The sequence below is a fragment of the Acrocarpospora macrocephala genome, assembly GCF_009687865.1.
GTDB classification, from domain to species: Bacteria; Actinomycetota; Actinomycetes; order Streptosporangiales; family Streptosporangiaceae; genus Acrocarpospora; species Acrocarpospora macrocephala.
This window is the reverse complement of sequence record NZ_BLAE01000012.1, coordinates 104792-127906: the sequence shown is the minus strand read 5'-3', so window position 1 is coordinate 127906 and position 23115 is coordinate 104792. Positions and strand designations below refer to the sequence as shown.

The 23115-nt window shown below is 67.2% G+C and carries 11 protein-coding genes; 6 read left to right on the top strand and 5 right to left on the bottom strand.

Features of this window, described 5'->3' with window-relative positions; genetic code table 11:
* Positions 1-16: 16 nt before the first annotated feature.
* From Amac_RS12100 to Amac_RS12090, 3 genes are all read left to right on the top strand, one after another.
* Positions 17-2182 carry a serine/threonine-protein kinase gene (locus Amac_RS12100; protein WP_155354442.1) on the top strand — a complete coding sequence of 722 codons (2166 nt, stop codon included), beginning with the start codon at positions 17-19 and terminating at the stop codon, positions 2180-2182.
* A gap of 289 nt (positions 2183-2471) precedes the next feature.
* Positions 2472-3107 (top strand): hypothetical protein, encoded by a 636-nt coding sequence (locus tag Amac_RS12095; RefSeq protein WP_155354441.1) that lies wholly within the window; start codon positions 2472-2474, stop codon positions 3105-3107.
* A gap of 19 nt (positions 3108-3126) precedes the next feature.
* Positions 3127-3486, top strand: coding sequence for a hypothetical protein (locus tag Amac_RS12090; RefSeq protein WP_155354440.1), 360 nt, complete (start codon positions 3127-3129; stop codon positions 3484-3486).
* A 91-nt stretch (positions 3487-3577) separates the two neighbouring features.
* Here Amac_RS12090 and Amac_RS12085 read toward each other — a convergent pair whose 3' ends face one another.
* From Amac_RS12085 to Amac_RS12065, 5 genes are all read right to left on the bottom strand, one after another.
* Positions 3578-4126: a hypothetical protein gene (locus Amac_RS12085; RefSeq protein ID WP_155354439.1), complete on the bottom strand. Its 549-nt coding sequence runs from the start codon at positions 4124-4126 to the stop codon at positions 3578-3580.
* Positions 4123-5802, bottom strand: a complete 1680-nt coding sequence (locus Amac_RS12080; protein ID WP_155354438.1) for a PHP domain-containing protein — start codon at positions 5800-5802, stop codon at positions 4123-4125. The genes Amac_RS12085 and Amac_RS12080 overlap by 4 nt, the downstream gene beginning before the upstream one ends.
* A 194-nt stretch (positions 5803-5996) precedes the next feature.
* Positions 5997-6323, bottom strand: coding sequence for a hypothetical protein (locus Amac_RS12075; protein ID WP_155354437.1), 327 nt, complete (start codon positions 6321-6323; stop codon positions 5997-5999).
* 125 nt (positions 6324-6448) lie between these two features.
* Positions 6449-7354: a small ribosomal subunit Rsm22 family protein gene (locus tag Amac_RS12070; RefSeq protein WP_281356275.1), complete on the bottom strand. Its 906-nt coding sequence runs from the start codon at positions 7352-7354 to the stop codon at positions 6449-6451.
* 255 nt (positions 7355-7609) lie between these two features.
* The gene (locus Amac_RS12065; protein ID WP_218041030.1) at positions 7610-7981 is read right to left on the bottom strand and encodes a nuclear transport factor 2 family protein; all 372 of its coding nucleotides are present in this window, start codon (positions 7979-7981) and stop codon (positions 7610-7612) included.
* 44 nt (positions 7982-8025) lie between these two features.
* Here Amac_RS12065 and Amac_RS12060 point away from each other — a divergent pair, with 44 nt between their 5' ends.
* The 3 genes from Amac_RS12060 to Amac_RS12050 all read left to right on the top strand — a co-directional run bounded on the left by Amac_RS12060 (position 8026) and on the right by Amac_RS12050 (position 22874).
* Complete coding sequence (locus Amac_RS12060) at positions 8026-8418, top strand: VOC family protein (RefSeq protein WP_174900162.1); 393 nt, start codon at positions 8026-8028, stop codon at positions 8416-8418.
* Positions 8419-8527: 109 nt separating this feature from the next.
* Positions 8528-9733 (top strand): ROK family transcriptional regulator, encoded by a 1206-nt coding sequence (locus Amac_RS12055; protein ID WP_155354436.1) that lies wholly within the window; start codon positions 8528-8530, stop codon positions 9731-9733.
* A gap of 142 nt (positions 9734-9875) precedes the next feature.
* The gene (locus Amac_RS12050; protein WP_155354435.1) at positions 9876-22874 is read left to right on the top strand and encodes a hemopexin repeat-containing protein; all 12999 of its coding nucleotides are present in this window, start codon (positions 9876-9878) and stop codon (positions 22872-22874) included.
* The last annotated feature ends 241 nt before the right edge of the window (positions 22875-23115 follow it).

The following is a 23115-nucleotide window of genomic DNA, read 5'->3' as shown; positions in this document are numbered from 1 at the left end:
ATTGAAGAGGTGGCTCTTGCCCAGTGCCGAACCCCGTGACCTGGGTGACTATCGGCTGACCAGCCGGATCGGGAGCGGCGGGCAGGGCGAAGTCCATCGGGCCACCGCGCCGTCGGGGGCCGAGGTCGCGGTCAAGATATTGCATGCGACGCTTTCCGAGGACGACGGCGCGCGCCGCCGATTCTTCCGGGAAGTGGAACTCGCGCGGCGGGTGGCACCTTTCTGCACGGCGCGGGTCCTGGATGTGGGCGTCCATGACAATCAGCCGTACATTGTCAGCGAATTCGTGCCCGGGGCGTCATTGCATCATGTCGTACGGCAGGAGGGGCCGCGCACGGGCGGAGGGCTTGAGCGGCTTGCCGTGGCCACCGCGACCGCGCTGGCCGCTATTCATCGGGCCGGGGTCGTGCATCGGGACTTCAAGCCGAGCAATGTCATCATGGGCCCGGAAGGGCCGGTGGTCATCGACTTCGGCATCTCTCGGGCGCTTGACCACACGGTCACGCATACGGGGTCAATGGGGACGCCCGGCTACATGGCGCCCGAACAGGTCGCGTCCGGCGAGGTGGGTCCGGCCGCCGACGTCTTCAGCTGGGGCGCCACGATGGTGTACGCGGCGAGCGGCCGTCCGGCCTTCCAGGGCGACTCGGTCCCGGTGGTCCTGCACGCCCTCCTGTACGGCACCCCAGACACCTCCGGCGTCCCCGACAGCCTGCGCCCATTGATCACGAAATGTCTGGATAAATCCCCCGAGAACCGGCCTACGGCGGCCGACCTCGTCAGAACTTTGACTGGCGACGACACTCCTGTCCCTTCCGCTGCGCCTCTCCCGAGCATCGCTCCGGTCGCGGGTGCTGCTTCTTTCCCGGGTGCCGCTCCGGCCGCGGGCACCGCACCTCTCGTCAGTGCCCCGTCCGATATTTCATCTTTTTCGACAGCGAACCTTCCCACGGATCGATCTTCCGCCACGGATCGGCCTTTCGCGGATCTCCCCGCTACGCGCCTTGCGTCCATGGATCCTGCGTCCACAGATCTCGCGTCTCCGTATTCGTCCGGGCAGCCCGCGAATGGCCTCCTGTACACCCAGCCGGTCCGCAAATCCCGGCGCACGCCGATCCTGCTCGTCTTGGGCAGCATTCTCGTGGCCGCCGCCGTGCTGATAGCCGTCACCCAGTGGCCGCGGAACAACACCCCCACAAACCAATCCCGCACCAGCACCACCCTCGAACCCTCCACATTCGGCACCCTCGTCGGAGACCCCATCCGCGTTCACACCGACGACGTCCGCTCGATCGCGATCGGCCAGCTCGACGGCCCCATCTCCGTGAGCGGCTCCGACGACAACACCGCCCGCGTCGTCGACCTGATCCAAGGAGTGGAACTCACCCCCACCCTCACCGGCCACACCAAATGGGTCCGCTCCGTCGCCATCGGCACCCTGAACAACGAACCGATCGCGCTCACTGGCAGCGACGACGGCACCGCCCTGGTCTGGAATCTCAACACCCGCCGGCGCACCGGCTCACCCATCGCCGGAAACCCCGGCGGCATCAAAGCCGTCGCCCTAGGCGACCTCGATGGCACCCCCATCGCCATCACCGCCGGAGTCGACAAAACCGCCCGAATCTGGAACCTCCGCACCCGCGAACAGATTGGCGCCCCCCTCACCGGCCACACCGACACCGTCTGGTCCGTCGCCCTGACCACGCTCAACAACACCCCGATCGCGGTCACCACCAGCGACGACAGCACGGTACGTCTCTGGGATCTCCGTACCAGCAAACAGATCGGCGCCCCCATAACCGGACATCAAGGATGGGTACGCTCCGTCGCCGTAGCCGACCTAGACGGCAAGCCCATCGCCCTCACCGGCGGCGAAGACAACACCGCCAGAATCTGGGACCTCACCACCCAAACCCAACTCGGCGCCCCCCTCACCGGCCACACGAGCTGGATCTGGTCCGTAGCCCTCACCAAAATCGGCGACAAACTCATCGCCCTCACCGGCAGCGAAGACAACACCGCCCGCGCCTGGGACCTCACCACCCGAAAGCTACTCGGCCCCCCACTAACCGGCCACACCGACTGCATCTGGTCCGTCACCTTCGCCGAACTCAACGGCAAACCCATCGCCGTCACCGGCAGCAAAGACGAAACAATCAGACTCTGGAACCTCGCCTAGAACACTTTCAGAATGCCGCTGCCGCCGCACTTGGCGCCGGTTACTTGAGACCGTCTCCGCGTCACGGCAAAACTGGACGTCCCAAATCTTTAGAGTGTGGTGGTTGAGGCACTTCCGCACCGTACATTAGCGTGGACAGGGCCCAGCCCAGACGGAGCGAAATTCAGGCTCACGATCCGGAAACCTAAAGTGTGGTCGGCAAGATTGGGACATGGCTCGACCTATTGAGCAAGTGGGCCCACGCCGCCGCATTGGGTTAGTCCTTCGTACAGGCGAGCTGGTGAGATTCATGTTGGAAACAACCAGCAAACTAAGACATGCAAAAAAGGCGGCTATAACGGCCGTTTTCGCCGCCACGATGGCATCGGTTCTGCCATGTGATGCGGCCTCGCTTGATCATGCGGTGATCGGGAATACCTCGGGTGCCGCAGGGGAGTTCTCCCCTACCTCGGATCGCTCCGCGAAGCGCATGACACCGGACTTCGAGCAGGCCATGGCGGTCGACGCCATGCTGACCGGCATGAGCCGCACGCGTTCTGAACTCGGCCCTGCGCTGGATCAGATACGGAGCTGTGGAGCGCCTCAGGCTGGGATGACAACTCTCAGCAATGTTGCGGAATCTCGGCGCAACCAACTCGACAGTGTCCGGACCCTTCAAGTAGATGCACTTCCCGGAGGGGTCCTCGTTCGATCTGCTTTGGAGGATGCGTTGACTATGTCACTCAATGCTGACGAAGCCTTTATCGAGTGGGCGCGACACCGATCAACCGACGGCTGCTCCGCGAGCCTGACAGAGGATTCCGCCTACCAAAGCGGCCTTTCCTTCTCCGAACATGCCACCCAGGCGAAACAGAGATTCGTGGACCTATGGAATCCAGTCGCCCAACAGTACGGTCTCTCGCAGCGGACAGCGGATGATATCTGACCATGAAGGAGGAATCGACATGCGTGACGTTCGCGCAACAATTGGCTGCGCCATAGTCGTCACTGCCGCGCTGTGGCCGGTCAGCAGTTCGGAGGCTTCAACCGACTCTACGTCGGCCAAGGTCATCACCTCGATGACGGCGGCTCCGGGCACCGATCCACCGTCGCCGTACCAAGAGGGCTACGCGGAAGGCACACGCAACGGCATGGCGGCCGCTGAGCAGGATGCTTGGCAACGTTGCCAGTTCGACGTGAACAAGGGGTACGCCCTGGCTTATGCGGATAAGGAGGGTGCTTGGTGGGTGGGATACAGAGCAGGCTACGGCTCTGGATACTCCCAGGGATACGAGACCTCTTCTAAGAAACACTGCGTCCCATGAGGTCGGCGTGGCGCTCGTAGGGACGGTGAAGATCCACGAACGCCGTCACGACAGAACCAACGATAGATCACCAAACAAGGCACGGTCTTAGTTAGTGGCCCCCGCAGCATGCTTGGACATCAAGAATCTCAAACGGCACCAGCCCTACCGTGCCATCCGGCAACAATCCCGGCGTCGTGGCGAGGGTCAGCACTCCGGCCTTTCGCTCCGGCCGCAGATATCCGCGCGTGTCCAGCACGACCTCCGGCGCGGCCGGGGACGGCGACGCCAGCACCGAGACCTGCTCGATGGCTGACCGCTCGACCAACTCGGCCACCGTCAGCACGCCACTGACTCCAGCGGATCCGGCGAAGACCACGGCTCGCCCGCCTCCGGCCTCGAACTCGGCCACCGCCTGCGACGCTCCCGCCGCCAGTTCTTCCGGCCCGGTACGCCGGTCGCCCCACGCAACGCCGTACTCCGCCAAATCGGGCTGGACATCAGGTTCCACGACGAGGGTGACCGCCACATGGGGGCGGCCGGTGCGCACGAAGTGCGTACAGGCCAGGGCCGGCGGGCCGAGCATCGTCACCAGGTCGTGGATCAGATGCTCGGCCGCCGCGACGTCGGGGGTGCCCGCGTCGATTCCCAGGATGGTCATCCGCGTGGACGCACCCAGAGCGGGTTGCTGTAGAACCACAGGTCAAGCCACGGATCGGCGTCGCCGAGCACGTCCATCTGGGGTCCGGCCGGGTCGACGCCCGCGCCGAGCAGGCCGACTGCGGAACGTTTGCCGTCCGTGCCGCGCACCCGAAGGTAGATCGGCCGATCGACCGGCCCGATCCCGTACACGAACCGGACGGATCCCTTCGCCCCCGCTGTGACCTCGAAGGACTTGACGACCTTCGTGCTCGGCGTGGTGAACACGTCGGGATCGGCGGCCGGTCCGGTGACGTCGCCCTGGATGACGTCCACCCGGGCCAGCACCGGCACGAACTGCGCCCAGTTCGGCTCGGCGGCCAGATCGATCTCGATGACCAGCTCGACCGGCGTGCCCTTGCGGACCACCAGCGTGTCGCCGAGGGTGATGCCCGAATCCCGGCTCCCGGCGACGCGGGCGCGCACGTTCAGGCCCCCGATGAGGTTGCCGTGGTCGACCCAGACCCGGCCCGCGCGCAGGCCGCGCATGACGGCGGCGTAAGAGAAGTCCTCGGCGCCGACGTTGGTGCGGCTGTAGAAGCCGGGCCAGAAGTCACCCGCGGTGACCTGCGTGGGCTGCCCGTAGACGGGGTCGTTGTAACGCCCGTTGGCCTCGAAGTCGCTGTTCGGGCCGCGCTGCGCGGTGTCCCCGTACACCTGGTGCGAGTCCGAGTTCGCGCTGATCCACCACGGTTTGCCCTCAGCGAGCAAGCTGTCCCAGAGTCCGCCGACGGTGGACGTCATCCAGTCGAAACCGCCGAACGTACGGTAGCTCTCGACCGGATACGCCGGGAATGAGGCCGCGCTCGGGCTGCCGCTGTAGAAGCCACGCCCGCTGCCCGGCCCGAGCGGCGCCTTGATCCCCGCGGCCTGGTGGCCGGGCGCGCCCTCGAAACCGACCGCAATCGACGGGTCCGAGTCCCGCCAGGCGCGGATCTCGTGCGGCGAGTCGACGCCCCGCCGCGCCGGGTGGTTGGCGAAGAACAGCGCGTCCGGAATACGCCGCCGCCGCACCTGCTCACCCAGGAACGCGATCCCCGCCACCGCCAGCGCCTCATTGGCCGGCGTGCTGTCGTTGGCGTTCTTGACCGAACCGTCGTAGGAGTTCTCGAACTCCTTCAGCACCGCGACCTCGTTGCGGCCCGGGTGCACGAAAACGGTGGCATGCTCAGCCGCCGGAATGTTCCACTCGAGCCCCTGAAAAATCAGCACATCCTCGTACGCCTCACGCGCCTGGACGATGTCCGGATTCACCTTCTCCACACCGATCCTGGCGTGCGCCGCGCCACCATGGTCGGTGATGACCATCCAGTCGAGCCCGTACGCGTTGGCGTGCCGCACGTGGTCGACCACGCGGTAGAGCGCGTCACTGCTGTGCTGGGTGTGAATGTGGTGATCGCCCGCCAGCCACTGGTACCCGTGCCGCGGCTCCCGCCCCGGATGCCGAGGCGTCGCAGCCGCGGCCGGACTCGCCACCGCCCCCGCCGCCATCGCCGCCGCACCGAGCAACCCCGCCCGCCGCATCAGCGACCGCCGGTTCAACTCACCCGGCTCCAGTTCCCGCTCCGGCACGGACAGGTCGCCCGCATGATCGTGATGGTGCTCGTGCTGCTCATGATGGTGGTGACTGTGGCCCATCGTCGCCTCCGTATCCGTCTGGTACGGAACAGACCATGGGCCACCCGTGAGAACACCCGGTGACACCGATCAATCCAACGAGTGAAGCGTCACCACCCGATCCACCCGATTCCCGGACCCCACCCCCCCCGGCTCCACAGCCGTGCACGACCTCGCGGCGATCCGATGCCGATCGGCTTGTGATCTTCTGTGGGTCACCGCCTCCGCGTCCATGCTGCTGGTCTAGCCGCGCTCGTGGGATGCGATTGCCCGGGGGCTGCCTGTAGGTGCGCCTCGTCGGTCCGGGACGGGGCCGAGAGTTGGTGGCCTTTCCCGGCATTGGCCACCGCAAGCCGGGCCGCGATCGCGGTGTCGATCTGATCGATCGCCTGCGCCAGGATCACGATCTCCGCCATCGCCGTCTCAACATCGCACGCCACCAGCGACCCATCGCCGTCGGCGGCGGCGATCAGCACGGCCTGGTGCACCAGTTTCCGCACCAACTCCCCTGACAGCCCCGGATCGGGGTGATCCTCACTCATCTGGGACACCTCCTGTCGTTAATCGGCTGGACAACCTCCGCCAGGATATAGCTCGCACGTTCGATTAGCGACTCGGTGTAGTCGTTCATGTGCGGATTGTCGGCAATGTGGTGTTGATTCCCTAATCAGGAGTGATTCGGCGCCGTCGCCGGTGGCCATTGGTTTCCCCAGGAGATGTCGCGGGCGTGGTGGTAGAGGTCGCGCTGGCGTTTGGAGACGATGGCGTCGGTCAGGCCGGGTTCGTCTGTGCACAGGCGCATGGAGACCATTCCCTTGCGTTGGGTGGGATGGCGTAGGACCCGGTTGGTCGCCCGGGGCCAGGGGTGGCGGGAGGCGGCGACATAGGAGAACTTCTCGTCTTCGAAGCTGAGGGTGCCTACCTTGATCTGCCGGTGCAGGGCGGTGCGGTTCAGCCGTACCGAGAAATGGCACCAGTCCCGGCCGCGGGGGATGGGGCAGGCGTGGTCATGCGGGCAGGGAGCCACCACCGACAGACCATGATTTATCAGCACATCGCGGGCGGCGAGGATCCTGCCGTATCCCGCCGGAGTGCCAGGCTCGATCAACACGACCATCTCAGCGTCCGCGGCCAACGACCCGACGACGCTCTCCTGCACAGCGGCGGGCAACTCACCCAGCACGTACGACATGGTGACCAGATCCGCCGCAGGTTTATCCACAGCCTTGTGGATAACTCCCCGCCTCCACTGACCTCTACGCACAGCCGAACTCTCCGACCGTTTCGCCAGCCATTCACCCATGGCGATCGCCTTGGGCGACTGCTCCAGAACCGTCACCTTCTCAAGCGACTCCCAGACCCGCGCCGCCGCCCACACCGAAGCCCCGGTCCCACCCCCGACATCCACATGGGTACGCGGCAAGAACCCCGGCGCCAACTCCGCCGTATGCCGCAAAGCCGCCGACACCGCCGCAAACGTCGCAGGCATCCGATACCCGGCATACGCCGCAACATCGATCTCCGAGTCGAGGATGACATCAGCGGGAGCAACCCCATCCCGATACTGCCTCATCAAATCCTGCACGGACCGCGCCATATCAGCGGGAGCGAATCTCCTGAGCGCGGCATCGAGGGCGTCGTCGAGATCGCCCGGCAGACTAGCCGTGACGGCCATAACGTAGTGCTCCAAGTTCCAGTCCATCAGCACCTGGCGCCATGCGCCAATTCAGTGTAGAGCGCAGCACCCACCCGTTCGAGAAGACCTTGCCAGGTCAAGCCTTGGCCGCGCCCCACAAGCGCTATTAGTTCGAAGCGCGTGGCAACCCGCTCATTGTTCGACGGTCTGGACGTCCATGCGCTCGATGAGGCCGTTCCGGATGGTGTAGACGTGCTGGACCATCTGGTCGGCCAGGGTTTCGCCCGCGTGGTTTCGGACCACCTGATGTACGTCGGTGATGATGCGGCCGTCGGGGTCGAGCGTGAATCCTTGGGGTTCGACGTGGGGGTCGATCGTGTCGAACTGGCGGAGCCAGTAGGTGCGGACCTGGGCGGGGCCGTGGAGGCGGGTGCCCTCGATCATGTCGGGCCAGTCGACATCGGGGCTCATGGTGGCCAGCAGTTCGTCGATGTTTCGGCTGTTGAACGCGGTGTACATGCGTTGGAGCAATTCGGTGGGGTCAACCCAGTCGTTACTGGTCACGGGAGGTCTCCGGGGGGCCGTGCGGGGTGGCTAGGGTGGCTGTGGTGTTCATCGAATTGCTGACCATCATCGTCGAGGACTATGACCGGGCGATCGAGTTTTTCACCAAGATCCTGGGGTTCGATCTCGTTGAAGATTCGCCTTCGCTGACCAACGATGGGCGTCCCAAGCGGTGGGTTACTGTGCGGCCTCCGGGTGGGGGTGCGGGGATTCTGCTGGCTCGTGCGGATGGGGAGCGGCAGGTGGCGGCGATCGGGGATCAGGTTGCTGGTCGGGTGGGGTTCTTTCTGCGGGTGGATGATTTCGATGCCGCTTATGAGCGGATGGCCGCCGCGGGGGTGGAGTTCGTCACGTCGCCGCGGGCGGAGCCGTACGGAAGGGTTGTCGTGTTCCTTGACATCGCCGGCAATCGGTGGGATCTCCTGGGCCCCGTGTGACGGTGGGGATGGCTTCGTCCGTTGAGTAAGCGCCGCCGTGATTGGTGTGTGCTCTCACTTGATTGCAAGATGGTGAGAGCACAACACCCATATGCGGCAGGATCTTGCGATGCTGAAATCCGGACGGTCCCAGGAGGAGAGTCGTCGGAGCAACCTCGGCGAGTTGCTGAGGCATGTGCACTTGGAGGGGTCGCTCTCCCGTTCGGCGCTGGCGGAGCGGATGGGGCTGAACCGGAGCACGATCATGGCGTTGACGGCGGAGCTCACCGGCGCGGGGCTGGTTCGGGAGGAGCTGCCCAGGGACACCGGGAGGGCCGGGCGGCCGTCGCTTGTGGTTCGGCCGGAGACCGACCGGTTTTATGTGCTGGCCTTTGATGTGCGGGTGGACCGGCTGGTCGCCGCCCGGGTGGGGCTGGGCGGCAAGGTCCTGGACCGGCGGGAGGCGGTGCGCCAGCGGGCGGGGGCTGACCTGGACGATGTCGTCGGGGTGCTTGCGGGGTTCGCGCGTGAGCTGTGCGGGCAGGCGGATTCGGTGTGTGTCGGGATCGGTGCGGCTTACTGCGGCATGATCCGGCCTGGTGATGGCATGGTGCGGTTCGGGCCGGATATGGGCTGGGTGGATCAAGCGTTCGGCACCGAGCTTGGGCAGCGGCTGGGGCTCGGGTTGCCGGTGGCGGTGGGCAATGAAGCTCATCTGGGGGCGCTGGCCGAGCATGAACGCGGGGTGGGTGTCGGCTACCAGAATCTGATCTATCTGCACGGGGACGTCGGGGTAGGCGGCGGGATCATCGTCGGTGGCAAGCTGCTCGACGGGGACGGCGGGTACGGCTGTGAGCTCGGCCACATGATCGTGAACCCGTACGACGGGAGGCCGTGCGGCTGTGGCTCGCGGGGGTGCCTGGAGGCTGAGGTGGGGGAGCGGGCGCTGCTGGACGCCGCCGGGCGGTCGGCCGAGCTGGTTGGCCACGATGGCATCCGCGCCGTGGTTGACGCCGCTGAGGAGGGGGACGAAGCGGCCAGGGAGGCGCTGCGCCGGATCGGGGACTGGCTCGGTATCGGAGTGGCGAACCTGATCAACCTCTTCAACCCGGGCATGGTCATCTTCGGCGGGATGTTGCCGGACATCTATCGGGGGTCGGCGGCTCAGGTGCACAGCCGGGTGGCGGCCAACGTGCTGGTCATCTCCCGCGAAGCGGTGCAACTACGCACGGCGGGTCTCGGCGACGACGCCACCCTGATCGGCGCGGCCGAACTGGCCTTCGCCGAACTCCTGGCCAGCCCGCTGGACGCGCTCGCCCACAGCGCCCTTCGGTAGCTCACCACCAAACCCGCCCGGCCCAGATTCGTAGCCGGAAATGGATTGGTACTTGTCACCTTTTCAGTAGGTAGTTCTCACACGCCGGATCGGCGACCATGGGTCGGCCGATCGGGGGCATTTACTGAGGGGACAGTGCCGCGTGCGAAGCGATGCCTCATTACCCAGTTACGAAAGACTCTTCGGAGAACTCGACTTCAGGGAAGGGGATGAGGCGCGGTCGGTCTACTCGCCGGCCGCCTACCTCAATGACCTGCTCAAACTGCTGCAGGAGACGTTCGACGACACCTCGCTGCTGCGGCGCAGGCCCGATCTTGGGCGCATCCCTCTGGACGCGGAGAACACCTTCACGCTCACCGCGTACCTGGACATCGTCAACGAGGTGCTGGAGGCGCTCGTCGGCGACGCGCCGTACGAGAAGCTGAACGAACTGAAGCACCCGTTCGGGTTGCCGTTCTCGCTGAAGAACGCGCGGCTGGCCACCTACCTGCGCCACCTGGACATCGACCCTGTCCAGTTCTACCGGCTGTTCGCGGCGCGGGTGGACCGGGACACGGTCGCCCGCGAGTATCTCGGGCTGACGCCGGGGGACGTCGAGGTGGTCACCACCGTACGCGCCGATGACCTCGCGGGGGTCTACGGCCTCGCGCCGGGGGAGACCACGGCCGTGCTCGCCGACGTGGAGCGGTTCCTGGCCGCCACCTCGATGACCGGCGCAGAACTGCGCGAACTGCTCTACCAGGATCCGCTTCTGGAGCGTTCCCCTGCGACGTTCTTCGTGCACCAGGGCGGTCAGGTCGTGACTGTCGCCGCCGACGACCGCACCCTCGTCTGGTCCGGCGGGCCGATCCCGGCCGCGTGGTTCGACCGCGCCAACCGTTTCGTACGGCTGGCCCGCCGCACCGGCCTCTCCTTCACCGACCTGGACCTCATCCTCACCTCCTGCTGCGGCAACACCCTCGACACCGCCGCCCTGCGCGCCGTGGCCGCGGCCGTGCACCTGCACCGCGTTCACGACCTGCCCTTCGACACGATCGCCGCGCTGACCGCCCGCACGCTGCCGGTGACCGTGGACGACCTGCCCATCCCGCCCGGCGACCTCCAGAATCCGGACTATCGGCGTCATTTGGCACGATCCATCGACATGGCCGAGGCCGACATCGCCGAGGTCGTCCGGCGTTTCCGCGACCGCTACGCCGACCCGAACGAGACCAGCCCCTTCGACCGGCAACTCGGCCAGGAGGGGCTCTCGCTGCTGCACCGCGTCGGCCGCCTGGTCGACGCGCTCGGCATCTCGGTATCCGAGCTCTTCGGCGTGCTGGCCGCGCTGGAGGCCGACCCGTCGATCCAGCGCTACACGACCTTCCCCGTCCTGCCGGTGATCGAGCCCGGCACCCACGACTGCCATCGCATTCTGGAGGGCACCGACGCCGCCTCCAGCCTGTGGCTGGCCCAGACCCTGCTGGCCGTTGTCGGCTGGATGCGGACCTGGGGTTTCAGCGGCCAGGAGCTGACCGAGATCCTCGGCGAGCCGGCCAAGGCGGAGGCCGAGGACGAGCAGCTCGCGGTGCTGGCCGGGATCAGGGACCGGTTCGAGACGGCCGCGCTGTCGCCCGAGCTGTTCGTCTCCGACCGGTTCGACGAGCGGGCCGCGCAGGTCATCCACGACGTGCTCATCTCCTACGAGGACGGTGTCGTCTCGCCGCGCGACGCCCGGCTGCTCCGGCTCGACCGGGCGAAGGCGACGGCCGCGGCCTATGACGCGGTCGCCGATCTCGCCGTGCTGACCCGGGAGGACTTCCTGGGGCTGGGCCTCGACGAGCGGCTGGCCACGAAGATCTTCACCAACCTGGTCATCTCCGGGCTTCTGCAGGCGGACGGCCTGCTCACCGTCGACAGCGTGCCCGACGGGCTGGTGCTCTCCAGCGACTTCGACGCGCTGGCAGCCGACCTGTTCGCGGCTCTGGCCGGGCTCGACGGCGGGTTCTACCCCTCCGACCTGGCGACCCTCATGCCCGACCTGTCCGAGGCCGAGCAGGCCGAGCTGTACGACAACCTGATCTACCACGGCTACCTCGACGAATCCGGCGAGATGCTCGACCCGGACTACTTCGCCGACCCCGGCAACATCGAGCTGTTCACCTCCAGCGCCGCCCTCGACGACGTGACGGCCGACGTGCTGGCCGTGCTCCAGGAGCGTATCGACGGCTTCCGGCAGGCCGACATCCCGCTCGACCCGGGGATCTTCGCGGAGCTGCGGCTGACCGAGACCCAGCTGGCCGCGCTGACCGAAAGCCTGCGCTTCAACGGCATCCTGGACCAGCACGACAAGATCGTCATCACGGCGCTGGACGTGGCCGAGATCGGTGTCGCGCTGGAGTTCTACCCGATGCGGCGCCCCATCCTGGACGCGCTGAAAGGCCAGGTCGCGGCCACCAAGGCGGAGCTGTACACGCTAACCCCCGGCGACTTCGCCGCGGTCGCCGACGACGTGATGGGGCAGCGGGTCGCCGCCCGGCTCGACGGCACGGTCACCGAGGGAGGCCGGATCCGCGAGGAGGTCAGGGAGCTCTTCACCGACCCGGAGGGCTGGCTCGACCTCGGCGACGGCTTTACCGCGAACGACGGCACGCTCGTGTACCGGCGGATCGTGTCGATCATGGCCGGGCAGGCGCCGTACCGGCTGGATCTGGCGGCGGTCACCGAGTTGGGCTTCGACGACGAGGAGCGGGCCCTGCTCGTCGGCATGCTCGTGGACGCCGGGCATCTCGACGAGGCGCTGGCCGTGCCGGAGGACCGGCTGGCCTACTTCCGGACCATCACCAACGCGCTCGACTTCACGCTGCCCGGCGTCGAGGACTACAACAAGGATGTCTTCTTCCTGCTGCACGCCGTCGCGAAGGAATTCGCCGCCGGCGTCGCCGAGGTCGTCGACCGGCTCGACGAGCTGGCCGCCCGGCAGCGCCGGGCCGTGCTCGCGGTGCTGCAGGACGTGTTCGGCGTGTCCGCCCCCGCCCTCGAAGCCATCTGTACGGCGGTCACGCCGGACGCCCTCGACATCCTCGTGGCCCCCGCGCTCGCCGAATCCGCCATCGCCGACGACCCGCACTTCCGCCGCTCCTACCGGCGGATCCGCCGATTCGCCCGGCTGGCCGGAAAGTTCGGCCTGGACCCCACCGAGATCCGGGTGGCCTTCCACGATCAGGATCTGGCGGGCAAGTTCCCCGAGCCGCTGGCCCTGCCGCCTGGCGTCGACCGTTTCGACGCCCTGCTGACCGGCTGGGACAGCAAGATCTACCTGTTCCAGGGCCAGAGCTACTGGGTCTACTCGGCGACCACATACGCGCTGGCGGATCCCCGGCCGAAGCCGCTCCTCGAGCTGTCCCCCCGGTTCGCGGGGCTGGCCGGGGTCGATGCCGCATTCGTCCAGCCCGAGGGCGCCGAGTGGATCGTCGGCCGGAGCATCGACGGGATCTCCCGGGCGTTCGTCCGGCTCCCCAAAGAGACCCGCTGGGCGGCCAAGGAGCAGGTCTGGGGCAAGGTCAGGAACAACTTCGCCGAGCCCAAACGGATCGACAGCGCCTTCGTCGACGTCGAAGGCCGGACCTACCTGTTCTGCGGCGACCAGTACCTGCGTTACTCGGGATCGGACTATTCGGTCGCCGACGAGGGGTATCCGCGCGCGATCACCGAGTGGTGGGAGGGCGACACGCCGCTGCCCGACGCGTTCCGCAAGGCGGTGGACGCGTCGTTCCAGGGCCGCGACGGCCGTACCCACCTGTTCACCGGCGAAAGGTGGGTTTCGGTCGGCGACGCCGAGCAGCCCCTGGTCGAGCGGTGGGGAAGGCTGCGGAACACGTTCGCGACCGCGGAACGCATCGACGCGGCCTACGCCGACGGATCGGGTTACCTGCTGTTCGCCGGGAACCAGGTCGTCCGCTACACCGACAGCCTGGAGAACGACGGAGTCCGGGTCGCCGACGGCTACCCGAAGCGGATCGAGGCGTGGCGGCCGGACGTGCCGGTCGAGTTCGAAGGCGCGGTCGAAGCCGCGTTCGCGGACGCTTCCGGGACCGTGCACCTGTTCAAGGACGGCAAGACGGTCGCGCTGGGCGTGACCGGCGGCTCTGTCGGGCCGACCGCCGAGCGGTGGGGAGTGCTCGCGCCCGTTCTGCCGAGCGGCACGGTCGACGCCGCGTTCGTCGGGCTGGACGGTAAGACCTACCTGTTCAGCGGCGACCGCTACCTGCGTTACTCCACGGCCGACTATTCGGTCGTGGATCTCGGCTACCCGCGCGGGATCGCCGGGGACTGGGGCGGCCTCGACCGGGTGGACGCCGCGTTCGTGATGGACGGCGCGACCCACCTGTTCGGCCCGGTCGGCCAGATCCTCGACCTGCCCGCCGACTACGAGGCCGAACTCGCGACAGGGCGGCTGTCGGCCGCGCTGCGCCGCCGCCTCGCCGAGCACGGCGTCACCGTCGCCGCCGACGCGCCCGTGACCGGCCAGTCGCCGCAGTGGCAGGTCACCGCCGACGGGCCGATCCAGCTCACCATCCGCCGCGCCGGCGAGCGCATCAAGGTGTACGGCGACGACACTCCCTTCTACGTGCGCTATTCGACCAGGAACTACACGGTTCCGGACCTGGGGTACCCGAAGCCGCTGGCCGACAACTGGTGGAGCCTGCCGGTGACGCTGGCCGACGACCCCGGCTTCGCCCGGATCGACGCGGTGTTCACCGGCCGCGACAACCAGACGTACCTGTTCTCCGGGGACCGTTTCGTGGTGTTCGACACCCGGCACCGCTGGTGGTCGGAGCCGCGCACGCTGCGGGATCGCTGGGACAGCATCCCGTTCACGAAGGTGGACGCCGCGTTCGTCGGCAAGGACGGCAAGACCTATGTGTTCTCGGGGGAGCGGTATGTCCGCTACTCCACCGCCGACTACACCGAAGTGGATGATCGTTACCCGGCGACCGTGGCCGCGTTCTGGGGCAATGTCGTCAACGCCATCACCAGGACCGGGCGGGTCGACGCGACGCTGGTCATGGACGCGATCGAGCTCGTCGACGGCGTCGAGGTGACCCGGACCTACACGTACCTGTTCTCGGGTGACCAGTATGTCCGTTACCAGGGCCACGACTACACGACCGTCGAGAACGGCTACCCGCGTGCGATCTCGACGCTGTCCGGGGAGCCGAGGATGGCCGCGCTCACGACGCCGCTGGATGGTGTCGACGCGGCGTTCGCGGATCGGCGCAACGTCTACCTGTTCCGTGGCGGGCAGTGGCATGTCGTCTCCGACACGCTTTACCGGAAATATGCCGACCTGGATCTGGCTGGGATCTCGTGTGCGTACGTCGAGAACGGCGCGGTCCTCGTCGAAGGCCCCGGCGGATGGCGCAGGCAGTCCGCGCTGGAAGGGCTCGCCGGGTCCACGCCGGTACGGCCGCTGGCGTTGCGTACGGTGCCCGCCGAGTTCCGGTCCGGCCTGGACGCGGTGCTGACCGGCGCGGACGGCACGACATACCTGTTCAAGGGCCCGTCCTGCTACAACACGCGCATCAACCGCGACTACCCGCTCACCGAGGAGTGGGGCCGACCGCGTAACACGATTTATCAGGACAACGTGGTGGACGCCGCGTTTGTGGGCCGGGATGGGAAGACCTATCTGTTCAGTGGCGACCAGTTCGTCACGTACAGCACAAGCGCCGACACCATCGACGGCGAACCGCGGCCGATCAGCGAGCATTGGGGCGGGCTCGAGAGCGTCACGCTCGCCTACGTCAGAAACGGCGTCACTTACCTCTTCGAGCACGCCGACGAGACCGGCATGATGCGACATGTCGTCTACACCGGCGAAGACGGCCCCTACGTGGAGCCCGACCCCGGCTATCCCGCCGCGGCCGACGAGACGTTCTGGAAGGCCCCCGACGGTTTCCCCACGCCCGACGCCGTGCTGTTCGAGGGCGACACGATGCTCCTGCTCAGCGGCGAACGCTGCGTGCAGTTCAGCGAGGCCACCGGCCAGTGGTCCTACCCGCGCCCGATCGAGCGCATCTGGCGTGGCTTCGGAAGGGGCCTGGAGCCCGGCGACGGCCTGCGCGCCGCGTTCACGGCTCTCGACGGCGCGACGTATTTCTTCTTCGCCGAGCAGTACGCCCGCTACGCCGACCGAGCATTCGGCCCACTAACTCCAATCCGGGAACGCTGGGGCAGGTCCGTTAACCCCTTCGTCCCCGACGACGGCACCGGCACGGTCGACGCCGCGATCGTCTTCGGCGACAACACCACGTTCCTGTTCTCAGGCAGCCAGTACGTCCGATACACCGGCACCGAATACCGCTTCGTGGACCCCGGCTACCCGAAGGCGATCGCGGCCAACCTGCGCGCGGAACCCGCGTTCGCCAACCTGACCGAGGCGTTCGAGGACGCCGTCGCCGACCGGGGCACCGGCAAGGTGCTGGACGCGGCGGTCGCCAACGGCCGCACGGCCTACCTGGTGGTGGGCGGCGCACTCCATGTCGTCTCGCGTACTCCGACGGCGACATACGGGATCGAGATCGTCGGCCGGGTCCGCAACACGATCGCCGACAGCAAGAAAGTCGACGCCGCGCTGGTCCGCGACAAGTACACGTTCCTGTTCTCCGGCGACCAGTACGTGCGGTATTCGGGCACCGAGTACACCTACGTGGACGAGGGTTACCCGCGCACGATCGCCCCTTCCCTGGCGGCCGAACTCGGTCTCACCACATTGCCCGAAGAGTTCGAGGACGGCCTCGACGCGGCCTTCCGCGCCGCCGACGGACGGGTCTACCTGTTCAAAGGCACCCGATTCCTCGTCGGCGATTCCGTCCAACCGGTGACCTCACTCTGGGGAAAGATCCGCAACGAGTTCACCGCAAGCCCCACCATCGACGCCGCCTTCGTCTCCCCCACCGGCGAGCTGTACGCCTTCCGCGCCGGCCAGTACATCCGCTACCGCCCAGGCGTGCTCGACCTAGTCGAAGAGGGATACCCCCGAACCATCAAGGACGACTGGGGCGACCTACCCGCCTCCTTCGAAGCCGGAATCACCGGGGCCTTCGTCCTGGAAGGCGCCACCTACCTCACCAAGGACGATCAGTACGTCCGTTACACCAGCCGCTACGACGTCCTGGACCGGACCTTCCCGCAGGCATTCCGCCACCGCTGGTCCGACACCGCCGACTACCGCCTGAGCGACGTGCACGCGATCGTCCGGTTCGCCGACCTGGCCAGAACCCGGCCAGGGCTGGCCGCTTTGCTCGGGGAGGGCGCCGCGGACCCGTACGAGCGACTGGCCGGCCTCTTCGGCTGGGACGTAAACGAGCTGCGCTGGGTCAAGCGCAACGCGGGGGTGCTCACCGAGTTCCCGCTGGAAGAAGAGCGCTTCGAGATCGAGTTCGTGCTCAAGCTGGTCGAGGTGTTCGCGCTCGCCGCGAAGGCGGGAACCGGGCCATCCCTGCTCTATCCGGATGTGTGGACCCGCGTGTGGTCCCGTACCGACCTGGACGGAGCGGCAGACGCGCTCCTGCGGCTGCTCGAACGCAAACACAGCCCAGAGGACTGGCTGATCGTCTCCAAGACCATCCACGACGAGCTCAACCTGCTCAAACGCGACGCCCTCCTCCCCGCCGCGCTGCACCTGCACCCCGACATCCAAACAGCCAGAGAGCTCTACGAGCACCTGCTCGTCGACGTCGAGATGGGCGCGGTCGCCACCACCTCGCGCGTCCGCGAGGCCATCGCCGCCACCCAGCTCTACCTGCACCGCTACCTGCTCGACCTGGAACAGGTGACCCCGCCGTTCGGCGTGGACGAGGAGGAGATCAGGCAGAAGATCAGAACCTGGTGGTCGTGGCTGAAGAACTACCGGATCTGGGAGGCCAACCGAAAGGTCTTCCTCTACCCCGAAAACTATATTCGCCCCGAACTCCGCGACACCAAGACCCCGGCGTTCGAGGAGCTGGAGAACGACCTGCTCCAGGGCGAGATCAACGCCGAGTCGGTGCAGCGCGCCTACAAGCGTTACCTCGACGAGTACACCGAGGTCTCCCGGCTGGCCATCGCCGGCGCCTACGTCTACAGCGAGGACGGCGCCCCCGCCAACACCCGCCGCCTGGTGCTGTTCGGCCGGACCAGGACCGAGCCGCGCCGCTACTACTACCGGGAAGCCGAGTTCCGCGACGGCGAGCGGCTGTCCGCGACATGGGAGCCGTGGCTGAAGGTCGACACCCAGATCGAGGCCGAGCGGGTCGACCCCGTGCACGCGTTCGGCCGGGTGTTCGCCTTCTGGACCGTCGTCGAGACCATCCCGCCGGAGAACACCGGCGCCACCACCATCGTCACCAAGGTGGACGGCAACAAGCAGAACGTCGCCGCGCCGCCGCCCAAATACCGGGTCCGGATCTCCTACACCTTCTACAACCTGAACCAGGAATGGGTGGCCGCCCAGGTGCTGCCCCTCGGCCCGACGGAGGAAGGACCGATCACCGGCGTACGCCTGTTCGTGCAGGCGTCGGCCACCCTCTCCGGCGACACCCACGACTCCATCGTGGTCACCTGCAGCTACACGGTGACCACCCCGACCGGCCCGGTCCTCCGCCAGGTCGCGTTCGCGCTCACCCCCGAGCTGTACGCGGTGCCGGTGCCCCCCGCCGTCGAACCGCCCAGGATCGTCGAACTGTCGAGGATCTTCAAGGAGCCGGTCGAGGACAAGACCCTGGTCCGCTTCAATACCCCCGCCAAGTCCACCGACGGCCCGTGGTTCAGCGTCGACCACAAGGGCGGCAGCCTGCTCTGCCGGCCGATCCTCGTCAACCCGAACGACGACCCGCCCGTGCTGGAACTGAAGGGCAACAGCCACCGCTTGCCCGCCTGGGAACGCGTCGACGCCGCCTTCGAACTCCCGGACGGCACCCGCTACTTCTTCGACAACCTCGCCCAGCAGTTCCTGGTCACCAAGACCAAGGGCAAGCTGAACACCACCAAGGAGTCCACCCCGGCCCGGTGGGGCGTCCTCAGCAACGCGCTGACCTCGACCGGAATCGTCGACGCGGTACTGGTACGCAAGGACTTCACCTACCTCTTCTCCGGCCACGAGTACTACCGCTACCGGGGACGGCCGTTCGGTCCGGTCGACCCGGGCTACCCGAAGGCCATCGAATCCAACACCGAGGACCTGCCGCGCTGGTCCAGGATCGACGCCGCGTTCACGGCGGCCAACGGCACCGAGTACTTCTTCTCCCACGAACGCGACGGCTACGTCGAGTCGGGCGCGCTCGACCAGCTCAAGCCGGTTAAGGACAAGTGGGCGGTTCCCCCCAAATCCCGCGTCGACGCCGTGCTCGTGCGGCGCAACCAGCTGTTCGTGTTCTTCGGCGAGCACTACCTGCGCTACTCGGCTGAGAACCGCGCCGACGAGGGCTACCCGAAACGGCTCGCCGACAACGAAGACGGGCTGCCACGCTGGCAGCGCATGGGCGCGGCCGTCAACTACCGCAACACTCCTTACTACTTCGACAACTCCGACGGCAGCTACGTCGTGCAGGGGTCCGGCGGTCTCGAACGGCCACAATCAAGCCGCGAGCTCGGCCGCATCCCGACCGCGATCACGCGCACCGGGTCTGTCGACGCCGCCTACCTCTCCAACGGGCACCTCTACCTGACCAGCGGCGAGGAGTATGTCCGCTACACGATCGGCGGCGACGGAGTCATCCCTGACGCCATCGACGGCGGCTATCCCAAGTCACTGACCCGCCGGGTTAAGGCCGTCTTCCAGCGCGGTGACGTCCGGTATGTGTTCAGCGGCGGTCACTACGCGATGCTCGAAGGGTCCCAGGAACTCGACACGCTGAAGCCACAGTCGTTCATCGGCATCGGCGACAACTGGCGGGGACTGCCTCCCGACTTCCTGACCCGCTTCACGGGCGCGCTGGACGCCCCTGGCGAGCTCTACCTGTTCCTCGGCGATCGTTACGTGGCCAACTCCAAGGGCGCGTCGGTCCCCCGGCCATACGAATTCGCCACCCTGCCGCACGAGATCGTGCGGCTCACCTCCAGCACGGCCTTCGAGCTCAACAGGAAGCTGCTCACGCGCGGGGTTCCCGCGCTCCTCGCCCCCGAGACACAGGAGATCAACGAACTGCCCGCGTTCCGGCGGACCGGAGTCGCCGACGCCACCACGATCCTGGTCCAGCCCTGGGTCGCGGACGTCCCCGCCAGCTCCCACCTCGACTTCCAGAGCCCGAGCGGACGCTACTACTGGGAGATCTTCTTCCACGCGCCGCTGTTGATCGCGCAGGCGCTCAACGCGGCGCAGCGCTTCGAGGACGCCCGGCAATGGTACGAGTACGTCTTCGACCCCACCGAGCAGGACAGATACTGGCGCTTCCTGCCGTTCCTCGCGGTCGACGTCCGCGCGCTGGTCGCGGCGTGCAGGGCTGATTTGGAGGCGCTCGGTGGGCAGGCCGCCTCCGTCGCCGGAGTCCTGACCGAGGTGCTGAACGAGGTGGAGGCGGTCGCTCCGGCGTTCGAGCAGGCCCGCCCGCTCACCTCGCAGGAAGCCACGATGCTCGCCACGCTGGCCACGACCAGGCTGAACACCATCGAGGCCCCGCTCGCCGCCCTGCCCGCTTTGCAGGAAAAGGTCAGCATGCTGGGCCGGCTCTACCGGCAGTACGAGCTGATGGGGGACCGGGAGGCGCTGCTCAAGGCGTACCTGGACGATCCGTTCGATCCGCACGCGATCGCCGAGCTGCGGCCGACGGCTTACCGGCGGGCGGTCGTGATGGCCTACATCGACAATCTGCTCGACTGGGGCGACATGCTCTTCCGGCAGTACACGATGGAGAGCATCGACGAGGCGCGGATGCTCTACATCTTCGCCTACGACCTGCTGGGGCAACGCCCGGAGGGCATCGGGACGCGTACGCTGCCCGCCACCCTCACCTACGACGAGCTGTGCCGCTGGGAAGGCGGGGAGAACCCCTACGCGGAACGGGTGAGCGCGGGCGGGACCATGCTCGACGGCATGGGCGCCATCCACGGCAGCGTCGCCAACTCCTACTTCTACATCCCCGACAACACCCTGCTGGAGGACTACTGGACCCGGGTCGAGGACCGGCTGCGCAAGATCAGGCAGTCGCTCAACATCCTGGGTGTCAGCCAGCCGCTGCCGCTGTTCGAGCCGCCGGTGGACGTGATGGCGCTGGTGCGGGGCGCGGCCGCCGGGCTCAGCCCCGACCAGGTCACGGCCGGACTGGCGGTGGCGGTGCCGCACTACCGGTTCTCGTTCCTGCACCGGAAGGCGCAGGACCTGGTCGACCGGCTGCGCCAGTTCGGCAACGATCTGCTCGGCGTGCTGGAACGGCGGGACAACGAGGAGCTCACCCTGCTCCAGAACCGGCAGGAAGGGACGATCTACACGCTGACCCGCGGGATCAGGGAGGCGCAGGTCAAGGTCGCCACCGAGAACCTGGCGGAGGCGGAGACGTCGCTGGAGCAGGCGAAGTCGCGGGCTCGCTACTACGAGGATCTGATCGCGGCCGGGATCACGCCGCTGCAGCAGGCCCAGATCGACACGATGACCGCTGCCGCGATCTCGCACTTCGTCTCCAGCGGCCTCAAGATCGGCTCGGCGATCGCGTTCGCGCTGCCGCAGGTCCTGGCGGGGCCGTTCATCATGGGCACCGAGATCGGCGGCGAGCAGGTGGGCGAGGCGCTCGACAAGGGCGCCGAGGTCGCCGAATCACTCGGTGAGGCGCTCAGCGTCCTGGGTGAGCTGTACGGCGTGCGGGTCGAGCAGGAGCGGCAGGAAGGCGACTGGAAATATCAGCTCATGATGGCCGAGTCCGACATCGTGCAGCTCGGGCATCAGGTCGCCGGGGCCGGACACCAGGTCGCCATCGCGCAGCGCGAACTGGAGATCATCAACCAGGAGATCGCCCACAACAAGGCGGTCGCCTCGTTCCTCACCGACAAGTTCACCAACGCCCAGCTGTATCAGTGGATGTCCGGGCGGTTGTCGGGGCTGTTCTTCCAGTCGTACAACATGGCCCACGAGATGGCGAAGTCCGCCGAACGCGCGTACCAGTACGAGCGGGGTGTCAACGACGCCTTCATCCAGCCGGTCTACTGGGAGAGCCGCCGCAACGGCCTGCTCGCGGGCGAGACCCTCAGCGTCGACCTGGAACGGCTCGGCAAGGCCTACGTCGACAACGACAGCCGGGGACTGGAGATCACCAAGCGGGTGTCGCTGCTGCAACTCGACCCGCTCGCCGTGCTCGCCCTCAGGAACGAGGGCCGCTGCGAGTTCGCGTTCACCGAGGCGCTGTTCGCCCGCGACTTCCCCGGGCACTACCGGCGCAGGATCAGGACCCTGTCGGTCACCTTCGACGGCTACGAAGGACCGCTCGGCGTCAATGCCACCCTCACCCAGCTCGGCCACAAGACGGTCCTGTCGGCCGACCCGAAGGCCGTCAAGTTCCTGCTCGACGCGAAAGGCACCCCACCCGCGTCGGTACGCGCCGACTGGCGGCCCACTCAGCAGATCGCCCTGTCCGACCTGGAGGAAGGCCGGGACAACAACGGGCTGTTCGAACTCCGCTACGACGACGACAGGTATCTGCCGTTCGAAGGAACCGGGGCGGTGTCCACCTGGCGGCTGGAGGCGGCGGGGCGGCATCCCGACCTGTTCGACGTCACCATCGTCGTCAAGTACACGGCGGAGCAGGGGGGCGAGGTGTTCGGGAACGCGGTGAAGGGGATGCTGAAGCCGTACTCGGCGGCGCGGTATGTCGACGTCGCAGGGGAGTTCCCGCAGGAATGGCAGGAGTTCCTCGAAAGCGAGGACGGGATGCTGGTCCTGCCGCTGGTGCCCGAGATGTTCGCCAACATGAGCGGGCGGCAGATCACGGGCATCTACCCGACGTACGAGCTGGTCGAGGGCGGTACGGCCCGGTTCCTGCTCAACGGGGACCAGCGCCTGGCCCTCGACGACGGCAAGCTGCTCCGCACGCCCGGCCTCAGCGTCGGCGGACCGACCTGGGCTCTGGTCGTGGAAGGCGATCGGGAAGCCCTCGTCAATGTCGGCCTGATTCTCCAGTACCGCGCGCAATAGGCGGCCGATATGTATAAACCGAAGCCAAAGCCGAAGTCGAAGCCGGTCGAGAAGACGGACGAAGCGGATACGTCCAAAGAGAAGGACGAGTCCGCGGCGACCACCACAACCACGATTCCGGCGAAGAAGACACCCCCCAAGATCCCGCCGAAGCTCCCCAAGAAGACGGTCTCCACGACGACGGTCCCTCGGATCGCGCCGAAGCTGCCGCCGAAGCCCGTGCAAAAGCAAACGACCGTCC